This is a genomic window from Mesorhizobium loti, assembly GCF_003148495.1.
GTDB lineage: Bacteria > Pseudomonadota > Alphaproteobacteria > Rhizobiales > Rhizobiaceae > Mesorhizobium > Mesorhizobium loti.
In genome coordinates this window covers 85,179-104,165 of record NZ_QGGH01000008.1, presented here as the reverse complement: position 1 = coordinate 104,165, position 18,987 = coordinate 85,179, and the positions used below count along the sequence as shown (strand labels likewise).

Sequence of the window (18,987 nt, the reverse complement as noted above, 5' to 3'; positions counted from 1 at the left end):
CTCAAGTGCTGAGCGAATTCGACGCGCGCAGGCTGCAGCCGGTGATCTGGAATGTGCCGTCGGGCTGTTGCTGCAACGTGTAGACAGCCTCGTAGTCCTTGCCGTCGGGGCCGACGATCAGTACCTGCTGGACGATCGAACCCGGGGCCGTCTCCTCGACCTTGCCGAAGGAATAGGTCTGCGGCTTGCGCACCGGCGGGTAGCCGTTTGTCACCATGTTCATGAAGGCATCGACGCTCGGGAAAATCCGTTTCACATTAGGCGCGGCGAAGCTATAGGCAGTGGCGCCGTCATTGGCGATGAGTGCCTTCAACTGGCCATCGATGACGGACTGCCCTGCCTTGATCTCGGCATCGCCGGCAAATGCCGACGACACAAAGAGGAATGGAACGAATGCGAATGCGAAAAAGGCGCGGCGCATGGCCTGTCTCCGTTGTCCCGTGGAATATCTTCCCTCAAAAATAGTGCTGTCCGAAGACGCATCATAACATACGCTTGGCAGCGCATCGCGGTTTCAGCGATTGCGAATAATCGCTGGCGATCGGCGGCAGGTTGCAGCCTGTGGCGGAGCTGCGGGAGCTCGTAGCCCAGGTCCAGGCCGGCTGAGCATTCATTCCAGCGCTTGAAAGCCCGCCTCCAGTCTGCCAGAAGGGCCGCTGGACTTGGACGTTTAGCGGGACGAAGCCATGAAGGCGTTTTTCGTGCAGATCAAATGCGAGTTGGGCAAATCCTATGAGGTTGCCAGCGCGCTTGCCGATGCCGAGATCGCTTCGGAAATCTACTCCACCGCCGGCAATTACGATCTGCTCGCCAAATTCTATGTCGACGACGAGGAAGACGTCGGCCATTTCGTCAACGAGAAGGTGCAGATTCTCCCCGGCATCAAGGACACCTTCACCGTCGTCACGTTCCGCGCCTTTTAGCCATCGAGCGCACTTGCCCGGACACCAGGCAAAGCCTGATTACCGTCATATTTTGACTGCCTTAATTTTAGGCAGGTGCAACATACTGATCGCCCGTATCTCCCAAATCACCGATTGCGCTTGATTTTCTCCGGCGACGCCAGTGAAATGGCGTCACAGGGGAGTATGCGATTGGCAGCGTTCGATGAAATGCTTCCGGAAGTCTCCGGATTGAGAAGACCATATTCGGCTTATGATCGCTGGCTGAAGGAGCAGGATCCGGCCAGGTTGACCGAGAAAATGCAGGACGCCGAACGCGTCTTCCGCAAGACCGGCATCACCTTCGCCGTTTATGGCGAGCAGGAAGCCTCCGAGCGGCTGATCCCGTTCGACATCGTTCCCCGCATCATTTCAGGCAATGAATGGCGCCGCCTCACGCAAGGCATCGAGCAACGCGTGCAGGCGCTGAACGCCTTCCTCGACGATATCTACCATCGTCAGGAAATCCTGCGGGCAGGGCGCGTTCCCAGGGAGTTGATCGCCAGGAACGAGGCATTCCTGCCGGAAATGATAGGCGTCAGGCCGCCGGCTGGCGTCTATACGCACATCATCGGCGTCGACATCGTCCGCATCTCAGAGGACGAATTCTATGTGCTGGAAGACAATGCGCGCACGCCGTCGGGTGTCTCCTACATGCTGGAGAACCGCGAGACGATGATGCAGCTGTTTCCCGAGCTGTTCCAGAAGATCAAGGTGCGGCCGGTGGAAAACTATCCGCAGCTTCTGCGCCAGTCGCTGGCGGCGGTGCGGCCGCAAAGCACCAAGGGCGCGCCGACCATCGCGGTGCTGACGCCCGGTAGTTTCAACTCCGCCTATTTCGAACACGCCTTCCTCGCCGACCAGATGGGCGTGCAACTGGTCGAAGGCCAGGATCTGCGCGTTGTCGATGGCCATGTCGCCATGCGCACGACCGAAGGCTACAAGCAGATCGACGTGCTCTATCGGCGCGTGGACGATTCGTATCTGGACCCGCTGACGTTCCGGCCGGATTCGGCACTTGGCGTGCCCGGCATCATGGATGTCTACCGCGCCGGCAACATCACCATCGCCAATGCGCCTGGCACCGGCATCGCCGACGACAAGGCGATCTATTCCTACATGCCCGAGATCATCGAATTCTACACCGGCCGCAAGGCAATCCTCGGCAACATTCCGACCTGGCGCTGCTCGGAGCCGGACAGCCTGAAATACGTTCTCGAACACATCGACGAACTGGTGATCAAGGAAGTGCACGGTTCCGGCGGCTACGGCATGCTGGTCGGGCCGGCGGCGACCAAGAAGGAATGCGAGACGTTTGCCAAGAAACTGGCGGCAAAACCCTCGAATTACATTGCCCAACCGACCCTGGCCCTGTCGACTTGCCCGATCCTGACGGAAAAGGGGCTGGCGCCGCGCCACGTGGATCTCAGGCCTTATGTGCTGGTCTCCGATCGCATCCAGATTGTGCCCGGCGGGCTGACCCGCGTGGCGCTCAAGGAAGGCTCACTGGTGGTCAATTCCTCGCAGGGCGGCGGCACCAAGGATACGTGGGTGCTGGATGACTGATTTCCATTTGAAGGTTCTTGCATGCTTTTAGGCCGCACCGCCAACGGGCTCTATTGGATGAACCGCTATATCGAGCGGGCGGAAAACATGGCGCGCTTGGTCGACGCCGGCCTGCGCATGGCGCTGACTCGTACCCAGAGCGCCTCGGAAGAGTGGAATTCGGTGCTGCTCAGCGCTGGTTCTGACGTCACTTTCAGCCAGAAATATTCTGATTATACCGCCGCCAATGTCGCCGACTTCCTGTTGCGCGACACGTCGAACCCGTCGAGCACGATGGCGTCGATCGAAACGGCCCGCAACAATGCCCGCATGGTGCGCACCGCGCTGACGCGCGAGACCTGGGAAAGCATCAACGAAGCCTGGATGTCGCTGAAGCGGATGCTGGCCAGGCCGATCGACGAGCGCGACCTGCCCAGCGTGCTCGATGCGATCAAGCGCGAGACGGCGCTGATCCGCGGCTCGTTCTACGGCACCATGCTGCGCAACGAGATCTTCGACTTCTCGCAGCTCGGCACCTATGTCGAGCGCGCGGACAACACGGCGCGCATCCTCGATGTGAAATACTACGTGCTCCTGCCGTCGATCTCCTGGGTCGGCTCGACGCTCGACAACTACCAGTGGGAATCGATCCTGCGTTCTGTGTCGGCACATCGCTCTTATCGCTGGGTCTATGACGCCGATTACAAACCGACGAACATTGCCGACTACCTGATCCTCAATGTCCGCATGCCGCGGTCGCTGATGTTCTGCTATCGCTTCCTGTCGGAGCATCTGAAATTCCTCGGCGACGACTACGGCGAGCGCCATGCCTGCCACGCAACGGCCGAGAAAACGCAGGCAATGCTGAGAGCGGGATCGATCAAGGATATTTTCGATACCGGCCTGCATGAATTCCTGGCCAATTTCATTCGCGATAACACCAAACTGGGCGACGAAATCGCACAAGATTACCGGTTCAACTGAGCATGGTCCCGAACCGGAGGACCGCGATAGCGAAAAGTGGGAACCGGTTTTCGGACAAGATCATGCTCACAAACGGAAAAAAAGCATGCGGCTGAAGATCACCCATCGGACCGAATACCGCTACGATGCACCGGTGCACTATCTGTTGCAGCGGCTGCGGCTGCTTCCGGTCAGCGGATCGACGCAGACCGTTCTGTCCTGGGCGCTGGCCATCGAAGGCGCGCGCGAAGAGGTTCGCTTTGTCGACCATTTCGGCAACGACACAAGGCTGTTGAGCGTCGAGGGCGAGCGCGACTTCATCACCGTGGAAGCATCAGGCGAAGTGGTGACGCGCGACACCGCAGGTGTCTCGGGACCACACCAGGGCTTTACGCCGCTCTGGCTGTACAGCCATGAAACGCCATTGACGACGATCGGCAGCGGTGTTCGCGAACTCGCGGCATCGGTCGGCAAGGGCACCGACATCGAGAGGCTTCACCGGCTGATGGCTGTCATCGGCGAGCGCGTTGCCTACACGCCCGGCACCACCAATGCGGCGACGCCGGCGGAGGAAGCCTTGGCGCTCAAGACCGGTGTCTGCCAGGATCACACCCATATCTTTGCCGCCGCGGCGCGCGCCATGGGCTTTCCGGCTCGCTATGTCAGTGGCTATCTGATGCTGGATGCAACGGTTGAGCAGGCCGCAAGTCACGCCTGGGCCGAAGCGCATGTGTCGGGTCTCGGCTGGGTTGCCTTCGATGCCGCCAATGGCATTTCGCCTGACGAGCGCTATGTAAAGGTGGCAACGGGCCGCGACTACCGCGACGCCACGCCGGTGTCGGGAATTCGGCTGGGACAGGCGGAAGAACAGCTTGCGGTCACCGTCACGGTGGAGCAGTAATCTTTCGCAAGATTGCTGCCAGAAGAGATTCCATGACTTATTGCGTTGGCCTGAAGATCGATCGCGGGCTCGTGTTCATGTCGGACACGCGCACCAATGCCGGCATGGATTCGATTTCCACCTTCCGCAAGATGCATATCTGGGAACTGCCGGGCGAGCGCGTCATCGTTTTGATGTCGGCGGGCAATCTGGCGACGACGCAGGCCGTGGTCAGCCTGCTCGACGAACGCACCAAGGCAATTGCCGACCGTCACGCCACGCTTCTGGAAACGCCGTCGATGTATCAGACGGTGCGGCTGGTCGGCGATACGGTCAAGGAGGTCATCGCCAGTTCGTCGCCTGCGGGCGAGAAGGCGGATTCCTACTTCAATGCTTCCTTCATCCTCGGCGGCCAGATCAAAGGCAGCGAGCCGCGCCTGTTCATGATCTATCCCGAAGGCAATTTCATCGAATCGACCGATGACACGCCGTTTTTCCAGATCGGCGAGACCAAATACGGCAAGCCGATCATCATCCGTGCCTATGAAAAGACGATGAGCCTCGCCGAGACGGTGAAGCTGCTTTTGGTGTCGTTCGATTCGACGTTGAAATCGAACCTGTCCGTCGGCTTGCCGCTCGACCTGCTCTTTCTGGAGAAGGACGCCTTCAAGGTCGGGTTGAAGAAGCGGATCGGCCAGGACGACCAGTATTACCGCACGATCTCGGACGGCTGGTCGAATGCGCTGAAGACGGCCTTTGCCAGCCTGCCGGATTTCCCTGGCTAGGGCGCCCGTCATTCGCTGGCCGTTGCATATATTTCACGCGTTAATTAATAAAGAGGCCAGCCGTTATGGATGGCCGCGAGGGATCATGTCGGGAGGACAGGATGAACAACGATGAGTTCCGGCAATGGTCGCGGCGCGCCGCCGATTGGGGCGCCGACTACCGCGACACACTGCGCGAACGGCCGGTACGGCCACTGGTCGAGCCCGGCGACATCTTCAAAAGCATCGAGGCTTCGCCGCCCGAAGACGGCGAACCGATGGACCGGATCTTCGCCGACTTCGAAGAGAAGATTCTGCCGGGGATGACGCACTGGCAGCATCCCCGCTTTTTCGCCTATTTCCCGGCCAATGCGGCGCCGGTCTCGGTGGTGGCGGAGTATCTGGTTTCGGCGATGGCCGCACAGTGCATGCTTTGGCAGACGTCGCCGGCGGCGACCGAGCTGGAAACGCGCACCGTCGACTGGATGCGCCAGGCGCTCGGCCTGCCGGAAGGTTTTTCTGGGGTGATCCAGGATTCGGCCTCGTCGGCGACGCTGGCCGCGGTGCTGACCATGCGCGAGCGGGCACTCGAGTGGCAAGGCAACAAACAGGGCCTGGCAGGGCAGACACGGCTGCGCATTTATTCGTCCGACCAGGTCCACACCTCGATCGACCGGGCGATCTGGGTGTCAGGCATCGGCGAGGACAATCTCGTGCGCATTCCGGTAGGCGGCCGCTTTCGCGCCATGGACACGGCAGCGCTCGAGGCGGCAATCACCGCCGACCGGGAAGCCGGCATGCTGCCGGCCGGCATCATCGCTTGCGTCGGCGGCACCAGCATCGGCGGCACCGACGACATTGCTGCGGTTGCCGCGGTGGCGCGGCGGCATGGGCTCTATCTTCACGTCGATGCCGCCTGGGCCGGATCGGCGATGATCTGTCCGGAGTATCGGCATTTCTGGGCAGGCGTTGAAGGTGCCGATTCGATCGTTTTCAATCCGCACAAATGGCTGGGTGCCCAGTTCGATTGCTCGATCCAGTTCCTGCGTGACCCCGAAAGTCATGTACGGACGTTGGCTATCAAGCCGGAATTCCTGAAGACGCATGGGCGTGATGGCATCATCAACTATTCCGAATGGTCAGTGCCGCTCGGCAGGCGGTTCCGCGCGCTGAAATTGTGGTTCCTGCTGCGCGCCCATGGGCTGGAAAGCCTGCGCACGATGATCCGCAATCATGTCGCGTGGAGCGAAGGGCTTGCCGCGCGGCTGGCAAGGGAACCGGATTTCGAGATCGTCAGCGAGCCGATGCTGTCGTTGTTCTCGTTCCGGCACAAGACTGCAGCCGGCGCCGATGCGGACGCGCACAATCTGCAACTGGTCAATACGATCAACGACGATGGCCGCATCTACCTGACGCAAACGAAGGTCGATGGGCTGATAGCAATCCGTTTCCAGGTCGGTCAGTTCGAGGCGACCGCCGCCGATGTCGATATGGCCTTCACCGTCATCACGGAAATCGCGCGCGGAATAGCTTGATCAGGCACAATCTGGTTTGCGTTGGCGTTTGCCTTGGCAATCCTATGTATTTCATTAGCCGGCTTATGCCTTTTCATCGGTTTCGTTTTCGACTATAGACAAGAAAAACGAAAACGGGAGGTTGCTTATGTATCTGTCGCCACGCCATGCCGAAATCATCCAGATGGCCAAGGATCATGGTCGCGTGCTGGTCGATGACCTGGCCACCCACTTCAATGTGACGCCGCAGACCATACGCAAGGATCTCAACGATCTGTGCGACCAGCGGCTGCTTTCGCGCATCCATGGCGGCGCGTTGTTCCCGTCCGGCATCGAGAACATGGAGTATGAGGCGAGGCGCAAGATCGCTGCCGACGAGAAGGAGGCGATCGGCCGTGCGGCAGCCAGGCTGATCCCCGACAATGCCTCGCTGTTCATCAACATAGGGACCACGACCGAGTCGGTCAGCAAGGCGCTTCTCGATCACAACGGTCTCATGGTCATCACCAATAACATCAATGTTGCCAATAGGATGCGGATATATCCGTCGATCGAGGTGGTGATTGCTGGTGGTGTTGTGCGCGGTTCCGATGGCGGTGTGGTCGGCGAAGCGGCGGTTGATTTCATCAGGCAGTTCAAGGTCGACTATGCGGTGATCGGCGCATCCGCCATCGACCATGACGGCGCCTTGCTCGACTTCGATTTTCGCGAGGTCAAGGTGGCGCAGGCGATCATCGCCAATGCAAGGCATGTCATCCTGGTTTCCGACCAGACCAAATTCGAGCGAACCGCACCGGTGCGCATCGGCCATCTGTCGCAGGTCAACACCTTCATCACCGACCGTTGCGACATCCCGTCGGTGCGCAAGATCTGCCAGGAGGCCGAGGTTCAGCTGATCGAGACGTCGCTCACCTAGGCGGTTTCGACCTGATATCACGCGCTCGTGATATTTCGTTTGACATTCGTTATCATTTCGAAATAATTCCGACACGGTTTCGTAAAAGCCCAAAAATGGTGCAATGCGAAATCGCTGGAGGAATTTGTGGACGCATCTCCGATCCGTGACATTTTCGTCATAGGTGGCGGCATCAATGGCTGCGGTATCGCCCGCGATGCCGTCGGGCGTGGCTTTTCCGTCTTTCTCGCAGAGATGAACGATCTGGCGAGTGGAACTTCCTCAGGTTCCACCAAACTGATCCATGGCGGCCTGCGCTACCTCGAATTCTACGAATTCCGCCTGGTGCGCGAGGCGCTGATGGAGCGCGAGGTTCTGTGGAAGAACGCGCCGCATATCATTTGGCCGATGCGCTTCGTGCTGCCCTATGCCAAGGGCCTGCGTCCGGCCTGGCTGATCAGGCTCGGTCTCTTCCTCTACGACCACATTGGCGGGCGCAAATTGCTGCCGGCGACCAGGACGCTGGACATGGCCAGGGATCCGGCCGGCAAGCCTTTGAAACCGCTGTTCAAGAAGGCCTTCGAGTATTCGGATGGCTGGGTCAATGATGCGCGACTGGTGGCGTTGAACGCGCGTGATGCCGCCGACCGCGGCGCAACGGTCCGCACCCGTACGAAAGTGGTCGGCGCGCGCCGCGAAAACGGTCTGTGGACGGTCCAGATCGAGGACCTGCAGACCGGCGAGACGGAGGAGATCAAGGCGCGCCTGCTGGTCAATGCCGCCGGACCCTGGGTCGATCATGTGCTTTCCGGCGTCGTCGGCCTCAACGACGTGCACAATGTCCGCCTCGTGCAGGGCAGCCACATCGTCATCGGCAAGAAATTCGACGATCCGCGCGCCTATTTCTTCCAGAACAAGGATGGCCGCATCATCTTCGCCATTCCCTACGAGGAAGAGTTCACCTTGATCGGCACCACCGACCAGGACTACCCCGGCGATCCGCATGACGTGAAGATCAGCGACACCGAGATCGACTACCTCTGCGCCGCGGCAAGCGAATATTTCGCGCAACCGGTCAAGCGCTCGGACATCGTCTGGACCTATTCGGCCGTCCGCCCGCTCTATGATGACGGCGCCTCCAAGGCGCAGGAAGCGACGCGCGATTATGTGCTGAAAGCCGATGGCGGCGAGGGCGCGGCCCCGATCGTCAACGCCTTCGGCGGCAAGATCACCACCTATCGCCGGCTGTCGGAATCGATGCTGGAAAAGATCGAGGGTTTTCTCGGCAAGCGCGGCAAGCCATGGACGGCAAACGCGCCACTGCCGGGCGGCGATTTCCCGGCCACCGGTTTCGATGCCGAGGTGGCGAAACTGAAAACCGCCTACCCGTTCCTCGACGCGCGCTTGGCCCGCCGGCTGACCAGGCTCTACGGCACCCGCGCAAGGATGCTGTTGGGGCTAGCCAAATCGAATTCTGATCTCGGCCGTAACTTCGGCGCTGATCTTTACGAGGCCGAGGTGCGCTATCTCGTTCAAAACGAATGGGCGGTCACATCAGAAGATCTATTGTGGCGCCGGACCAAGCGCGGTCTGCATCTCAGCCGCGAGCAGGTGGCGGCGCTCGATGAATTCATGCGCGGCATAAGCCGGCGCCATGTCGCGGCTGCCGAATGAAGAGGGGTTTGAGCTGATGCAGAAGGCCTGGGAGGAGGCGTCATGCTGGAACTGAGAAACGTCACCAAGACGGTTGGTGCGGTCGAGCATATAAGCGACGTGTCGCTGACGCTTCAGCACGGCTCGCTCAACGTCCTGCTCGGACCTACGCTCTCCGGCAAGACCAGCCTGATGCGGCTGATGGCCGGCCTCGATGTGCCGACCTCCGGTTCGATCTGGTTCGACGGCCAGAATGTCACCGGCGTGCCGGTGCAGAAGCGCAAGATCGCCATGGTCTACCAGCAGTTCATCAACTATCCGGCGATGACCGTCTATGAGAACATCGCTTCGCCGCTCCGGGTGGCCGGCACCGATCAGGCCAAGATCGACAAGGAAGTGCGCGATGCCGCCGCACTTCTCAAGCTGACACCCTATCTCGACCGCACGCCGCTCAGCCTGTCCGGCGGCCAGCAGCAGCGCACCGCACTGGCGCGCGCCATCGTCAAGAACGCCAGCCTGGTCCTGCTCGACGAACCGCTCGCCAATCTCGACTATAAATTGCGCGAAGAGCTGCGCGCCGAGTTGCCCAGGATATTCGCCGCCGCTGGCACCATCTTCGTCTATGCAACGACCGAGCCGCACGAAGCCCTGCTGCTCGGCGGCAACACCGCCACGCTTTCCGAAGGACGCATCACCCAGTTCGGACAGACCATCGAGGTGTTCCGCAAGCCGGCCGACCTGGTGACGGCCAGGACGTTTTCCGATCCACCGCTCAACACCATCGTGCTCGCCAAGAAGGGCCGGGATTTCCTGCTCGAGGGTGGCGTCAACCTGCCGGTGCCAGCCGAGCTCTCCGGCATTGCCGACGCCATCTATACGATCGGCTTTCAGCCGCATCATCTGTCGCTCGAGCGGCCCAACGCGGCGGCGGTGCCGGTACGGGCCAAGGTGACGATCACCGAGATCACAGGGTCGGAGAGCTTCATCCATCTCGATTTCGCCGATGCGCGCTGGGTCATGCTGACCCACGGCATTCGCGATTTCGAGCCTGACGAAGTGGTCGAGGTGTTCATCGATCCGCGCCACATCATGGTTTTCGACGAGCACGGCCGCGCCGTGAGCGCGCCGAAGCTGGCGGCTTGAGGGGAAAGAGATGGCGCGCATCGACGTCAACCATGTCAGGCATTCCTATCTGCCCAACCCGCAGAAGGATTCCGATTTCGCGCTCAGGGAAGTGCATCACGTCTTCGAGGACGGCGGCGCCTATGCGCTGCTGGGGCCCTCGGGCTGTGGCAAGACCACGCTGCTCAACATCATTTCGGGATTGCTGCACCCCTCACACGGCCAGTTGCTGTTCAACGGCAAGGACGTGACCAATTTGTCGACACAGGAGCGCAACATCGCGCAGGTGTTCCAGTTCCCGGTCATCTACGACACCATGACCGTCTACGACAATCTGGCTTTCCCGCTGCGCAACCGCGGCGTGCCGGAAGCAGATGTCGACCGCAAGGTGCGCGAGACGCTGGAGATGATCGATCTGGCGTCCTGGGCGAAGAAGAAGGCGAGGGGCCTGACCGCCGACCAGAAGCAGAAGATCTCGCTCGGCCGCGGCTTGGTGCGCTCGGATGTCAACGCCATCCTGTTCGACGAGCCGCTGACCGTTATCGACCCGCATATGAAATGGGTGCTGCGCTCGCAGCTGAAGCAGCTGCACCGCCGGTTCGGCTACACCATGGTCTACGTCACCCACGACCAGACCGAGGCGTTGACCTTCGCCGACCAGGTGGTGGTGATGTATGATGGCGGTATCGTCCAGATCGGCACGCCGGCCGAACTATTCGAACGGCCGCGCCACACTTTTGTCGGTTATTTCATCGGCTCGCCCGGCATGAACGTCATGCCGGTGGCGATCGACGGCAAGACGGCAAAATTGGGTTCGCAGCGGATCGAACTGCCCGGCGTGCCCAAGGCTGGCAGCGGCACCGTCGAGCTCGGCATCCGTCCCGAATATGTCCGGCTTGGCCGCGACGGCATGGCCGTTTCGATCAGCAAGGTCGAGGATCTCGGCCGCCACAAGGTGGTCCGCGCCAATCTCGAAGGCCGCGAGATTGCGGCGGTCATCGGCGAGGACGAGACCGTGCCTGCCGATCCGAAGGTGCGGTTCGACCCGGCCGGCATCAACATCTATGCCGATTCCTGGCGCGTCGAGATGGGGGCATAAATGGAAAAGACCTGGAACAACAAGGCCTGGTTCCTGGTGCTGCCGGTGCTGGTGCTGGTGGCCTTCACCGCCGTCATCCCGCTGATGACGGTCGTCAACTATTCGGTGCAGGACACGTTCGGCAACAATGTCTTCACCTGGGCCGGCACCGAATGGTTCGAAGAACTGCTCTCGTCCAGCCGCTTCTGGGAAGCGATGGTCCGCAACCTGATCTTTTCCTTCATCATCCTGGCGATTGAGGTGCCGCTCGGCATCTTCATTGCGCTCAACATGCCGAAGAAGGGCTGGGGCGTGCCGGTCTGCCTGGTGCTGATGTCGCTGCCGCTGCTGATCCCGTGGAACGTCGTCGGCACGATCTGGCAGGTGTTCGGACGCAACGACATCGGGCTGCTGGGCTATTATCTCAACGCGATCGGCATCGATTACAATTACGTGCAGGATCCGTTCGATGCCTGGGTCACGATCATCGTCATGGATGTCTGGCACTGGACCAGCCTCGTCGTGCTGCTCTGCTACGCCGGACTGGTCTCGATCCCGGATGCCTTCTACCAAGCGGCCAAGATCGATGGCGCCTCGCGCTGGGCGGTGTTTCGCTACATCCAGTTGCCGAAGATGCAGCGCGTGCTTTTGATCGCCGTTCTGTTGCGCTTCATGGACAGTTTCATGATCTACACCGAGCCCTTCGTCGTCACCGGCGGCGGGCCTGGCAATTCGACGACGTTCCTGTCGATCGACCTCGTCAAGACGGCACTCGGCCAGTTCGACCTTGGTCCGGCAGCCGCCATGTCGCTGGTCTACTTCCTCATCATCCTGTTGTTGTCGTGGGTGTTCTACACCGTGATGACCAACTACGACGCGGAGCGCTGAGATGGCTGGCGCCAACGAAACGACGACGGAGCGGGACCGGGTGAGTCAGGCGGCTGTTTCAGAAGGGCTCTCCAGCGCGCTGTCGCAGAGCGAAATCGATCGGTTGATGCGCCGGCGCGGCGAGGAATCGCGCTGGTGGTGGATCGTGCCGACGCTCTACATCATCGTGCTTTTGCTGCCGATCTACTGGCTCATCAACATGAGCTTCAAGACCAATGCGGAGATCGTTAACTCGCTGACGCTCTACCCGCACGCGCCGACAATCGCCAACTACGTCACCATCTTCACCGAGAAGGCCTGGTACTCCGGCTACATCAACTCGATCACCTATGTGGTCATGAACATGGTGATTTCGGTATCGGTGGCGCTGCCGGCGGCCTATGCCTTCTCGCGCTACCGCTTCCTTGGCGACAAGCATCTGTTCTTCTGGCTGCTGACCAACCGCATGGCGCCGCCGGCAGTGTTCGCGCTGCCGTTCTTCCAGCTCTACTCGGCCTTCGGCCTGATCGACACGCACATAGCGGTCGCGCTCGCGCACTGCCTGTTCAATGTGCCGCTGGCGGTGTGGATCCTCGAAGGCTTCATGTCGGGCGTGCCGAAGGAAATCGACGAGACCGCCTATATCGACGGCTATTCGTTCCCGCGCTTCTTCATCAGGATCTTCATGCCGCTGATCGCCAGCGGCATCGGCGTCGCCTGCTTCTTCTGCTTCATGTTCTCATGGGTCGAACTGCTAATCGCCCGAACGCTGACCACCACCGATGCCAAGCCGATCGCCGCCACCATGACCCGCACCGTGTCGGCCTCCGGCATGGACTGGGGGCTGCTGGCGGCCGCCGGCGTGCTGACGCTGATACCCGGTGCGCTCGTCATCTGGTTCGTGCGCAACTACATCGCCAAGGGCTTCGCCCTGGGGAGGGTGTGATCATGAACCTCGACTTCTCCTGGATGGCATGGACCTGGCCGACGGCCGCTTTTTTTGCCGTCATCGCCCTGCTGCTGGTCGGCATGGGCGTCTGGGAATACGCCTCGCCGGGCGGCAATCCGCGCGTCGGCGTGCTGCGCTTCGAGACGACGCGCGGCGACCGCTTGTTCTTATCGCTGCTCGGCAGCGCCTTTATCCATCTCGCTTGGCTGGGTCTTGTCGGACCGAGCCTCTGGTGGGCTCTCGCTCTCTCCGTGGTCTACGCCATTGGCGTGTTCCGCTACGTATAGAGGGGGAAACTGTTGGAGCGGCCGCGTGCCGGCGACCGCTCCAGATCGCACTTGAAACCTTAAACAGTGGAGGAAACACATGCGACGGCAATTTTTAACATCAACAACGGCCCTTGTCCTGTTGCTCGGCGTAGGCAATGCCTATGCCGGGATGGATGAGGCAAAAGCCTTTCTGGACAAGGAGATAGGCGGCGTGTCGACGCTTTCCCGCGCCGACCAGGAAAAGCAGATGCAGTGGTTCATTGACGCGGCCAAGCCCTTCGCCGGCATGGACATCAAAGTCGTGTCGGAAACCTTGACCACCCACCAGTACGAGTCTCAGGTGCTGGCGCCGGCCTTTACCGCCATCACCGGCATCAAGGTCACGCATGACGTCATCCAGGAAGGCGACGTCGTCGAAAAGATCCAGACCCAGATGCAGACCGGCCAGAACATCTACGACGGCTGGGTCAACGATTCCGATCTGATCGGCACGCACTGGCGCTACCAGCAGGTGCGCAACCTGACCGACTGGATGGCGGGCGAAGGCAAGGACGTTACCGATCCGATGCTCGATGTTGACGACTTCATCGGCACCAAGTTCACCACCGCGCCGGACAAGAAGCTCTACCAGCTGCCCGACCAGCAGTTCGCGAACCTCTACTGGTTCCGTTACGACTGGTTCAACGACGAGAAGAACAAGGCCGACTTCAAGGCCAAGTACGGCTACGATCTCGGCGTGCCGGTCAATTGGTCGGCCTATGAGGACATCGCCGAATTCTTCACCGGCCGCGACGTCAACGGCAAGAAAGTCTTTGGCCACATGGACTACGGCAAGAAGGATCCGTCGCTCGGCTGGCGGTTCACCGACGCCTGGCTGTCGATGGCCGGCAACGGCGACAAGGGCCTGCCGAATGGCGTGCCGGTCGATGAATGGGGCATCAAGGTCGATGCGAATTCGCGGCCTGTCGGCTCGTGCACAGCGCGCGGCGGCGACACCAATGGACCAGCATCGGTCTATGCCATCCAGAAGTATCTTGATTGGCTGAAAGCCTATGCGCCGCCGGAAGCCCAGGGCATGACCTTCTCTGAATCCGGCCCCGTGCCGTCGCAAGGCAATGTTGCCCAGCAGATCTTCTGGTACACCGCGTTCACCGCCGACATGGTCAAGCCCGGCTTGCCGGTCATGAACGACGACGGTACGCCGAAATGGCGTATGGCGCCGTCTCCGCACGGCTCATACTGGAAGGACGGCATGAAGCTCGGCTATCAGGATGTCGGTTCCTGGACGCTGATGAAGTCGACGCCGACCGACCGCGCCAAAGCCGCCTGGCTTTATGCGCAGTTCGTCACCTCGAAGACCGTCGACGTGAAGAAGAGCCAGGTTGGCCTGACCTTCATTCGCGACTCCACCATCCATGACAAGAGCTTCACCGAACGTGCGCCGAAGCTCGGCGGTCTGATCGAGTTCTACCGCTCGCCGGCCCGTGTGCAGTGGACGCCGACCGGTACCAACGTGCCGGACTATCCGAAGCTGGCGCAGCTCTGGTGGCAGAACATCGGTGACGCATCCTCGGGTGCCAAGACACCGCAGGAAGCCATGGATTCGCTCTGCGCCGATCAGGAAAAAGTCATGGCCCGTATCGAGAAATCCGGTGTTCAGGGCGACATCGGACCGAAGATGGCCGAAGAGCATGACCTTGCCTACTGGAACGCCGACGCGGTCAAGGCCGGCAATCTCGCGCCTCAGCTGAAGCTCGAGCAGGAGAAGGACAAGCCGATCACCATCAACTACGACGAACTGGTGAAGAGCTGGCAGAAGTAACCTTGGTGTTGGCGTTCGCGCCCGCATCATGAGAATAGGGGGAGGCGGCATCTTGCCGTCTCCCCTGTTTGTGTAAAAGACTGAGTGGGGAGGCAGAATGACCGGATACATCCTTGCCATTGACCAGGGCACGACATCGACCAGGGCGATCCTGTTCGACGACAAGATGAAGGTTGCCGGCAGCGGGCAACAGGAGTTCACCCAGCACTATCCGGCCTCCGGCTGGGTTGAGCACGATCCCGAGGACATCTGGACGAGCGTCGTATCGACCGTGAAGGCGGCGCTGAAGAACGCCGGTCGGACTGCTTCCGAGGTGGCCGCACTCGGCATCACCAATCAACGCGAAACCGTTGTCATCTGGGACAGGGTGACCGGCAAGCCGATCCACAATGCCATCGTCTGGCAGGACCGGCGCACCGCGTCGCTGTGCCAGAAACTCAAGAGGCAGGGGTTGGAGAAGAAGTTCACCCGCAAGACCGGACTGCTGCTCGATCCCTATTTTTCCGGCACCAAGATCGCCTGGGTGTTGGACAAGGTGAAGGGCGCCAGAAAGCGGGCCGAGAAAGGCGAACTGCTCGCTGGCACCATCGATAGTTTCCTGATCTGGCGGCTGACCGGCGGCAAGGTCCATGCGACGGACGCCACCAACGCTTCGCGCACGCTGGTCTACAACATCGCTGAGAATGCCTGGGATGACGAGCTGCTGACGATCCTCAACATCCCGGCGAAAATGCTCCCTGAGGTAAAGGACTGTGCCGATGACTATGGAATCACGGAGAAAAGTCTCTTTGGCGCCGAGATAAGAATCCTCGGGGTTGCCGGCGACCAGCATGCCGCGACCATCGGCCAGGCCTGCTTTGAGCCAGGTATGATGAAGTCGACCTATGGCACTGGCTGTTTTGCGCTGCTGAACACTGGCAGCGACCTGGTGCGTTCGAAGAACCGGCTCTTGACCACCATTGCCTACCGGCTGAACGGCAAGACGACCTACGCACTGGAAGGCTCAATCTTCATTGCCGGTGCCGCGGTTCAATGGTTGCGCGATGGCATCAAGGTGATCGGCAAGGCCGAGCAGAGCGGCAAACTGGCGGCAGAAGCCGATCCGACGCAAAATGTCTACCTGGTGCCCGCCTTTGTCGGACTCGGCGCACCGCATTGGGATGCCGAGGCACGCGGCGCCATCTTCGGGCTGACCCGCAATTCCGGTCCGGCGGAGTTTGCCCGCGCCGCGCTGGAAGCCGTGGCCTACCAGACGCGCGACCTGCTCGACGCCATGCGCAAGGACTGGAAGGGCGCTTCGGCCAAGACCGTGCTTCGGGTCGACGGAGGCATGGTTGCGTCGGACTGGACCATGCAGCGGCTGGCCGACATCCTCGACGCGCCGGTCGACCGTCCGACCATTCTCGAGACGACCGCGCTGGGCGCCGCATGGCTGGCCGGCTCGAAGGCAGGAGTGTGGCCGGATGCCAAGAAATTCGCGAAAAGCTGGGCACTCGAACGGCGCTTCCAGCCGGACATGGATGGCTCCGTGCGCGTAGCCAAGCTTGCTGGTTGGCGCGATGCTGTGCGCAGGACGCTGAGCGTGTCATAAACAGCCGTCAGTGGTGGGTGATGGGGCGCGAGGAATGCAGCCAGACTGGTATCCTGCTTGGCGCGACGAGGCTATCGAACAGCTGAAGGCCAAGAACGCACGCTTGAAGAAAGATCTCCACCTTGGTAGCTGGTCGCGCTATGATTATGATCTGACGGCCGGAACGCTTCTGTTCTCGCAAGACGGGGTGGTCAAGGTCGTCACCGAGATCCAGATTGTCGGCTCAACGAGTACCGAGGGCGGCAACTGGCTGTGGGCTTGGGCAAATTCAAGCCTGCCTAGCGAGCTCCTCAGCGACGCAAAGCTGGTTCGATCCTTCGGCGAACAGCATGGCATTGACGAACTGGCCCGAGCCTATGCGACACGCGCGGACAATGCGCTGGAAGTGCTTGGTTGGGAACTCAGCGCGGTGATGTCTCGAATCTGCGACGGGTTGGGTATCTATCGTTGTCCCAGCAGAGAGGACGGCGGGGGTTTTTATCTGATGCTCAAGAGCATCAACTGGGCAAGCTGACGGCAACTTGTTCCTCTTCCGGCCAATCGATCAAGAGCCCGCGCCGTTGCCGGCGCGGGCTTTACTCAACGCATCTCAGCTACGCAAACGCGCCTTGATCAATAAGGCGAACGACATTCCTGACGGGGGCCGTAATTCGGCTGGAACGTATTGTCCGAAGAGCGATAGCTGCGATAGTGGTCATAGCACCACTGCACATGCGAATTGCCTTCGTAGACACGGTTGTTTTCACTGTTGATGATCGCGCCGGTGATCAGGGCGCCGGTGGCGAAGGCAGCCAGCGGGAACCAGTTGTCGCCATGGCGCCGATAGCCGCGATGGTATTCGCGATAGCCGCGGTGGCCGTTCCAATACACGCCACGATCATTGTTGCGGGCAAAGTTCCGATTGCCGTTGAAATTGCGGCTGAAGTTGCGGCGATCGCCGTGACGCTTCCACTCAGGATATTGGGAAGGATGTTGGGCTGGCGTGTCGCCGGCTGCGACGTTCAGGATATTTGACGACGTCGCCGGTGCCTGAGGCACGAACATTTGTGCTGCATTGGCCGGACCGGCGGCTGCCGCGAACGAAACTGACAATGTGGTCGCCAGTATACCCGATACGATCTTGTTCATTATCTTCTCCTTCGAAAGGGTGATTGACGTCCCTTGTGGCGAGGAAACGGGCGAGGTGGCTTATAGTTCCCCGCGAAAACGCCAAGTTGCTGATTTGTAATGTTTCTCCGGCCTGCTGGCGAGGCGACAGACCGGTCGTGCAATCGCTCTGCCAGGGCGGTGTCTCTCATGATCGAAGCGGCCACTCAGACCCGGCGATCATGCTGGAAAAGCCCGGCCTGCGAATGCTGTTTTTCCGGTTGACCGGTCGAGGCACTCTCCCTATGTTCCGCGCAATTTCGAGGGTCGCCTTTCGCGCCCGCGGGAGCGCGTAGCTCAGCCGGTAGAGCAACTGACTTTTAATCAGTAGGTCATGGGTTCGAATCCCATCGCGCTCACCAACAAATCAATCACTTAGATCGAAAATCTATGCGCACGTGCATTTACCGGTATTACCTAGAATTCCCATGTTTTCCGGGCTTTTCTTGGCGTTATCCGGGAATCGCTGGCGCACGCGGCGCATGAAAAAGCCCGCGCGAGGCGGGCCTTCGATCCGATGTTGATGATGCGGTTAGGCCAAGTGCGTGCCCCGTGCAATGCAGATCGCCCAAGCCGCTTCATCGATCGGCTTCAGGCCGTCGGCCAGGAACGTCCTGTCGCGACAAGGATCCACATCAGCGAACGACCGTACGCCATACACCTCTTGCCCCTTGCTCGTTCTTGCCCTCGATAGAACCAGCGACGGCATAGGCTGGTCTTTATCGTACCTCAGGCGCAAAGCGCACAGCCCGACGTCATCCAAATTCGGAGCGGTGCCAGATGGCGCAACAATTATTGGGCAGGCGGCCATTATGGGCGATACAGGGGTTACTATGGCCACCCCTACTATGGGCGTGGATGCGGCGGCTATGACGACTTCCTTCCAGGAGGACAGTGATCGGAAGCATGTTCAACAACGGCTGCTACGGTGGCGGTTACTACGGCGGCGGCCATTACCGCTCTGTGTGTTACGACAGGCACTACTATC

18 protein-coding genes and 1 tRNA gene are annotated in these 18,987 nt (G+C 60.4%); 17 read left to right on the top strand and 2 right to left on the bottom strand.

Going from position 1 to position 18,987, the window contains the following annotated elements; all coding sequences use genetic code 11:
- Nucleotide 1 precedes the first annotated feature (1 nt).
- Entirely contained in the window at nucleotides 2-421 is a 420-nt protein-coding gene (locus tag C8D77_RS25345) for a DUF4864 domain-containing protein (protein WP_109669154.1), read from the bottom strand.
- A gap of 265 nt (nucleotides 422-686) precedes the next feature.
- Here C8D77_RS25345 and C8D77_RS25340 point away from each other — a divergent pair, with 265 nt between their 5' ends.
- From C8D77_RS25340 to C8D77_RS25265, 16 genes are all read left to right on the top strand, one after another.
- Nucleotides 687-923, top strand: coding sequence for an Lrp/AsnC family transcriptional regulator (locus C8D77_RS25340; RefSeq protein WP_010909609.1), 237 nt, complete (start codon nucleotides 687-689; stop codon nucleotides 921-923).
- Nucleotides 924-1,094: 171 nt separating this feature from the next.
- Complete coding sequence (locus C8D77_RS25335; protein WP_164548689.1) at nucleotides 1,095-2,507, top strand: circularly permuted type 2 ATP-grasp protein; 1,413 nt, start codon at nucleotides 1,095-1,097, stop codon at nucleotides 2,505-2,507.
- Between the two features lie 21 nt (nucleotides 2,508-2,528).
- A complete protein-coding gene (locus tag C8D77_RS25330; protein ID WP_109669149.1) occupies nucleotides 2,529-3,470 on the top strand; it encodes an alpha-E domain-containing protein in 942 nt (313 codons plus the stop codon).
- 85 nt (nucleotides 3,471-3,555) lie between these two features.
- Nucleotides 3,556-4,350 (top strand): transglutaminase family protein, encoded by a 795-nt coding sequence (locus tag C8D77_RS25325; protein WP_109669147.1) that lies wholly within the window; start codon nucleotides 3,556-3,558, stop codon nucleotides 4,348-4,350.
- Nucleotides 4,351-4,382: 32 nt separating this feature from the next.
- On the top strand, nucleotides 4,383-5,114 hold the full coding sequence (locus C8D77_RS25320) for a proteasome-type protease (protein ID WP_109669145.1): 732 nt from the start codon (nucleotides 4,383-4,385) through the stop codon (nucleotides 5,112-5,114).
- 101 nt (nucleotides 5,115-5,215) lie between these two features.
- Nucleotides 5,216-6,628, top strand: a complete 1,413-nt coding sequence (locus tag C8D77_RS25315; protein ID WP_109669143.1) for a pyridoxal phosphate-dependent decarboxylase family protein — start codon at nucleotides 5,216-5,218, stop codon at nucleotides 6,626-6,628.
- Between the two features lie 127 nt (nucleotides 6,629-6,755).
- Complete coding sequence (locus C8D77_RS25310) at nucleotides 6,756-7,523, top strand: DeoR/GlpR family DNA-binding transcription regulator (RefSeq protein WP_109669141.1); 768 nt, start codon at nucleotides 6,756-6,758, stop codon at nucleotides 7,521-7,523.
- 126 nt (nucleotides 7,524-7,649) lie between these two features.
- Nucleotides 7,650-9,176: a glycerol-3-phosphate dehydrogenase gene (gene glpD / locus C8D77_RS25305; protein WP_109669138.1), complete on the top strand. Its 1,527-nt coding sequence runs from the start codon at nucleotides 7,650-7,652 to the stop codon at nucleotides 9,174-9,176.
- Nucleotides 9,177-9,218: 42 nt separating this feature from the next.
- Entirely contained in the window at nucleotides 9,219-10,298 is a 1,080-nt protein-coding gene (locus C8D77_RS25300) for an ABC transporter ATP-binding protein (RefSeq protein ID WP_109669136.1), read from the top strand.
- Between the two features lie 10 nt (nucleotides 10,299-10,308).
- The gene (locus C8D77_RS25295) at nucleotides 10,309-11,376 is read left to right on the top strand and encodes an ABC transporter ATP-binding protein (RefSeq protein ID WP_109669133.1); all 1,068 of its coding nucleotides are present in this window, start codon (nucleotides 10,309-10,311) and stop codon (nucleotides 11,374-11,376) included.
- Complete coding sequence (locus C8D77_RS25290) at nucleotides 11,377-12,243, top strand: carbohydrate ABC transporter permease (RefSeq protein WP_109669130.1); 867 nt, start codon at nucleotides 11,377-11,379, stop codon at nucleotides 12,241-12,243.
- A 1-nt stretch (nucleotide 12,244) separates the two neighbouring features.
- On the top strand, nucleotides 12,245-13,168 hold the full coding sequence (locus C8D77_RS25285) for a carbohydrate ABC transporter permease (RefSeq protein WP_109669127.1): 924 nt from the start codon (nucleotides 12,245-12,247) through the stop codon (nucleotides 13,166-13,168).
- 2 nt (nucleotides 13,169-13,170) lie between these two features.
- Nucleotides 13,171-13,458, top strand: a complete 288-nt coding sequence (locus C8D77_RS25280) for a DUF2160 domain-containing protein (RefSeq protein ID WP_109669124.1) — start codon at nucleotides 13,171-13,173, stop codon at nucleotides 13,456-13,458.
- A 79-nt stretch (nucleotides 13,459-13,537) separates the two neighbouring features.
- Entirely contained in the window at nucleotides 13,538-15,262 is a 1,725-nt protein-coding gene (locus C8D77_RS25275) for an ABC transporter substrate-binding protein (protein WP_109669121.1), read from the top strand.
- Between the two features lie 97 nt (nucleotides 15,263-15,359).
- Nucleotides 15,360-16,853 (top strand): glycerol kinase GlpK, encoded by a 1,494-nt coding sequence (gene glpK, locus C8D77_RS25270; protein WP_109669119.1) that lies wholly within the window; start codon nucleotides 15,360-15,362, stop codon nucleotides 16,851-16,853.
- 34 nt (nucleotides 16,854-16,887) lie between these two features.
- Nucleotides 16,888-17,367, top strand: coding sequence for a DUF6882 domain-containing protein (locus C8D77_RS25265; protein WP_109669117.1), 480 nt, complete (start codon nucleotides 16,888-16,890; stop codon nucleotides 17,365-17,367).
- Between the two features lie 98 nt (nucleotides 17,368-17,465).
- Here the strand turns inward: C8D77_RS25265 and C8D77_RS25260 are convergent, their stop codons facing one another.
- On the bottom strand, nucleotides 17,466-17,981 hold the full coding sequence (locus tag C8D77_RS25260; RefSeq protein WP_109669115.1) for a BA14K family protein: 516 nt from the start codon (nucleotides 17,979-17,981) through the stop codon (nucleotides 17,466-17,468).
- Between the two features lie 304 nt (nucleotides 17,982-18,285).
- Here C8D77_RS25260 and C8D77_RS25255 point away from each other — a divergent pair.
- A tRNA-Lys gene (locus C8D77_RS25255) sits at nucleotides 18,286-18,361 on the top strand.
- The last annotated feature ends 626 nt before the right edge of the window (nucleotides 18,362-18,987 follow it).

What these genes read in the sequence shown, in the direction of transcription:
- C8D77_RS25330 (WP_109669149.1), top strand. Translation starts at nt 2,529, where the DNA reads ATGCTTTTAGGCCGCACCGCCAACGGGCTCTATTGGATGAACCGCTAT.
- C8D77_RS25320 (WP_109669145.1), top strand. Translation starts at nt 4,383, where the DNA reads ATGACTTATTGCGTTGGCCTGAAGATCGATCGCGGGCTCGTGTTCATG.
- C8D77_RS25275 (WP_109669121.1), top strand. Translation starts at nt 13,538, where the DNA reads ATGCGACGGCAATTTTTAACATCAACAACGGCCCTTGTCCTGTTGCTC.
- C8D77_RS25345 (WP_109669154.1), bottom strand. Translation starts at nt 421, where the DNA reads ATGCGCCGCGCCTTTTTCGCATTCGCATTCGTTCCATTCCTCTTTGTG.
- glpK (WP_109669119.1), top strand. Translation starts at nt 15,360, where the DNA reads ATGACCGGATACATCCTTGCCATTGACCAGGGCACGACATCGACCAGG.
- C8D77_RS25290 (WP_109669130.1), top strand. Translation starts at nt 11,377, where the DNA reads ATGGAAAAGACCTGGAACAACAAGGCCTGGTTCCTGGTGCTGCCGGTG.
- C8D77_RS25285 (WP_109669127.1), top strand. Translation starts at nt 12,245, where the DNA reads ATGGCTGGCGCCAACGAAACGACGACGGAGCGGGACCGGGTGAGTCAG.
- C8D77_RS25295 (WP_109669133.1), top strand. Translation starts at nt 10,309, where the DNA reads ATGGCGCGCATCGACGTCAACCATGTCAGGCATTCCTATCTGCCCAAC.
- C8D77_RS25340 (WP_010909609.1), top strand. Translation starts at nt 687, where the DNA reads ATGAAGGCGTTTTTCGTGCAGATCAAATGCGAGTTGGGCAAATCCTAT.
- C8D77_RS25310 (WP_109669141.1), top strand. Translation starts at nt 6,756, where the DNA reads ATGTATCTGTCGCCACGCCATGCCGAAATCATCCAGATGGCCAAGGAT.
- C8D77_RS25325 (WP_109669147.1), top strand. Translation starts at nt 3,556, where the DNA reads ATGCGGCTGAAGATCACCCATCGGACCGAATACCGCTACGATGCACCG.
- C8D77_RS25260 (WP_109669115.1), bottom strand. Translation starts at nt 17,981, where the DNA reads ATGAACAAGATCGTATCGGGTATACTGGCGACCACATTGTCAGTTTCG.
- C8D77_RS25265 (WP_109669117.1), top strand. Translation starts at nt 16,888, where the DNA reads ATGCAGCCAGACTGGTATCCTGCTTGGCGCGACGAGGCTATCGAACAG.
- C8D77_RS25280 (WP_109669124.1), top strand. Translation starts at nt 13,171, where the DNA reads ATGAACCTCGACTTCTCCTGGATGGCATGGACCTGGCCGACGGCCGCT.
- C8D77_RS25315 (WP_109669143.1), top strand. Translation starts at nt 5,216, where the DNA reads ATGAACAACGATGAGTTCCGGCAATGGTCGCGGCGCGCCGCCGATTGG.
- C8D77_RS25300 (WP_109669136.1), top strand. Translation starts at nt 9,219, where the DNA reads ATGCTGGAACTGAGAAACGTCACCAAGACGGTTGGTGCGGTCGAGCAT.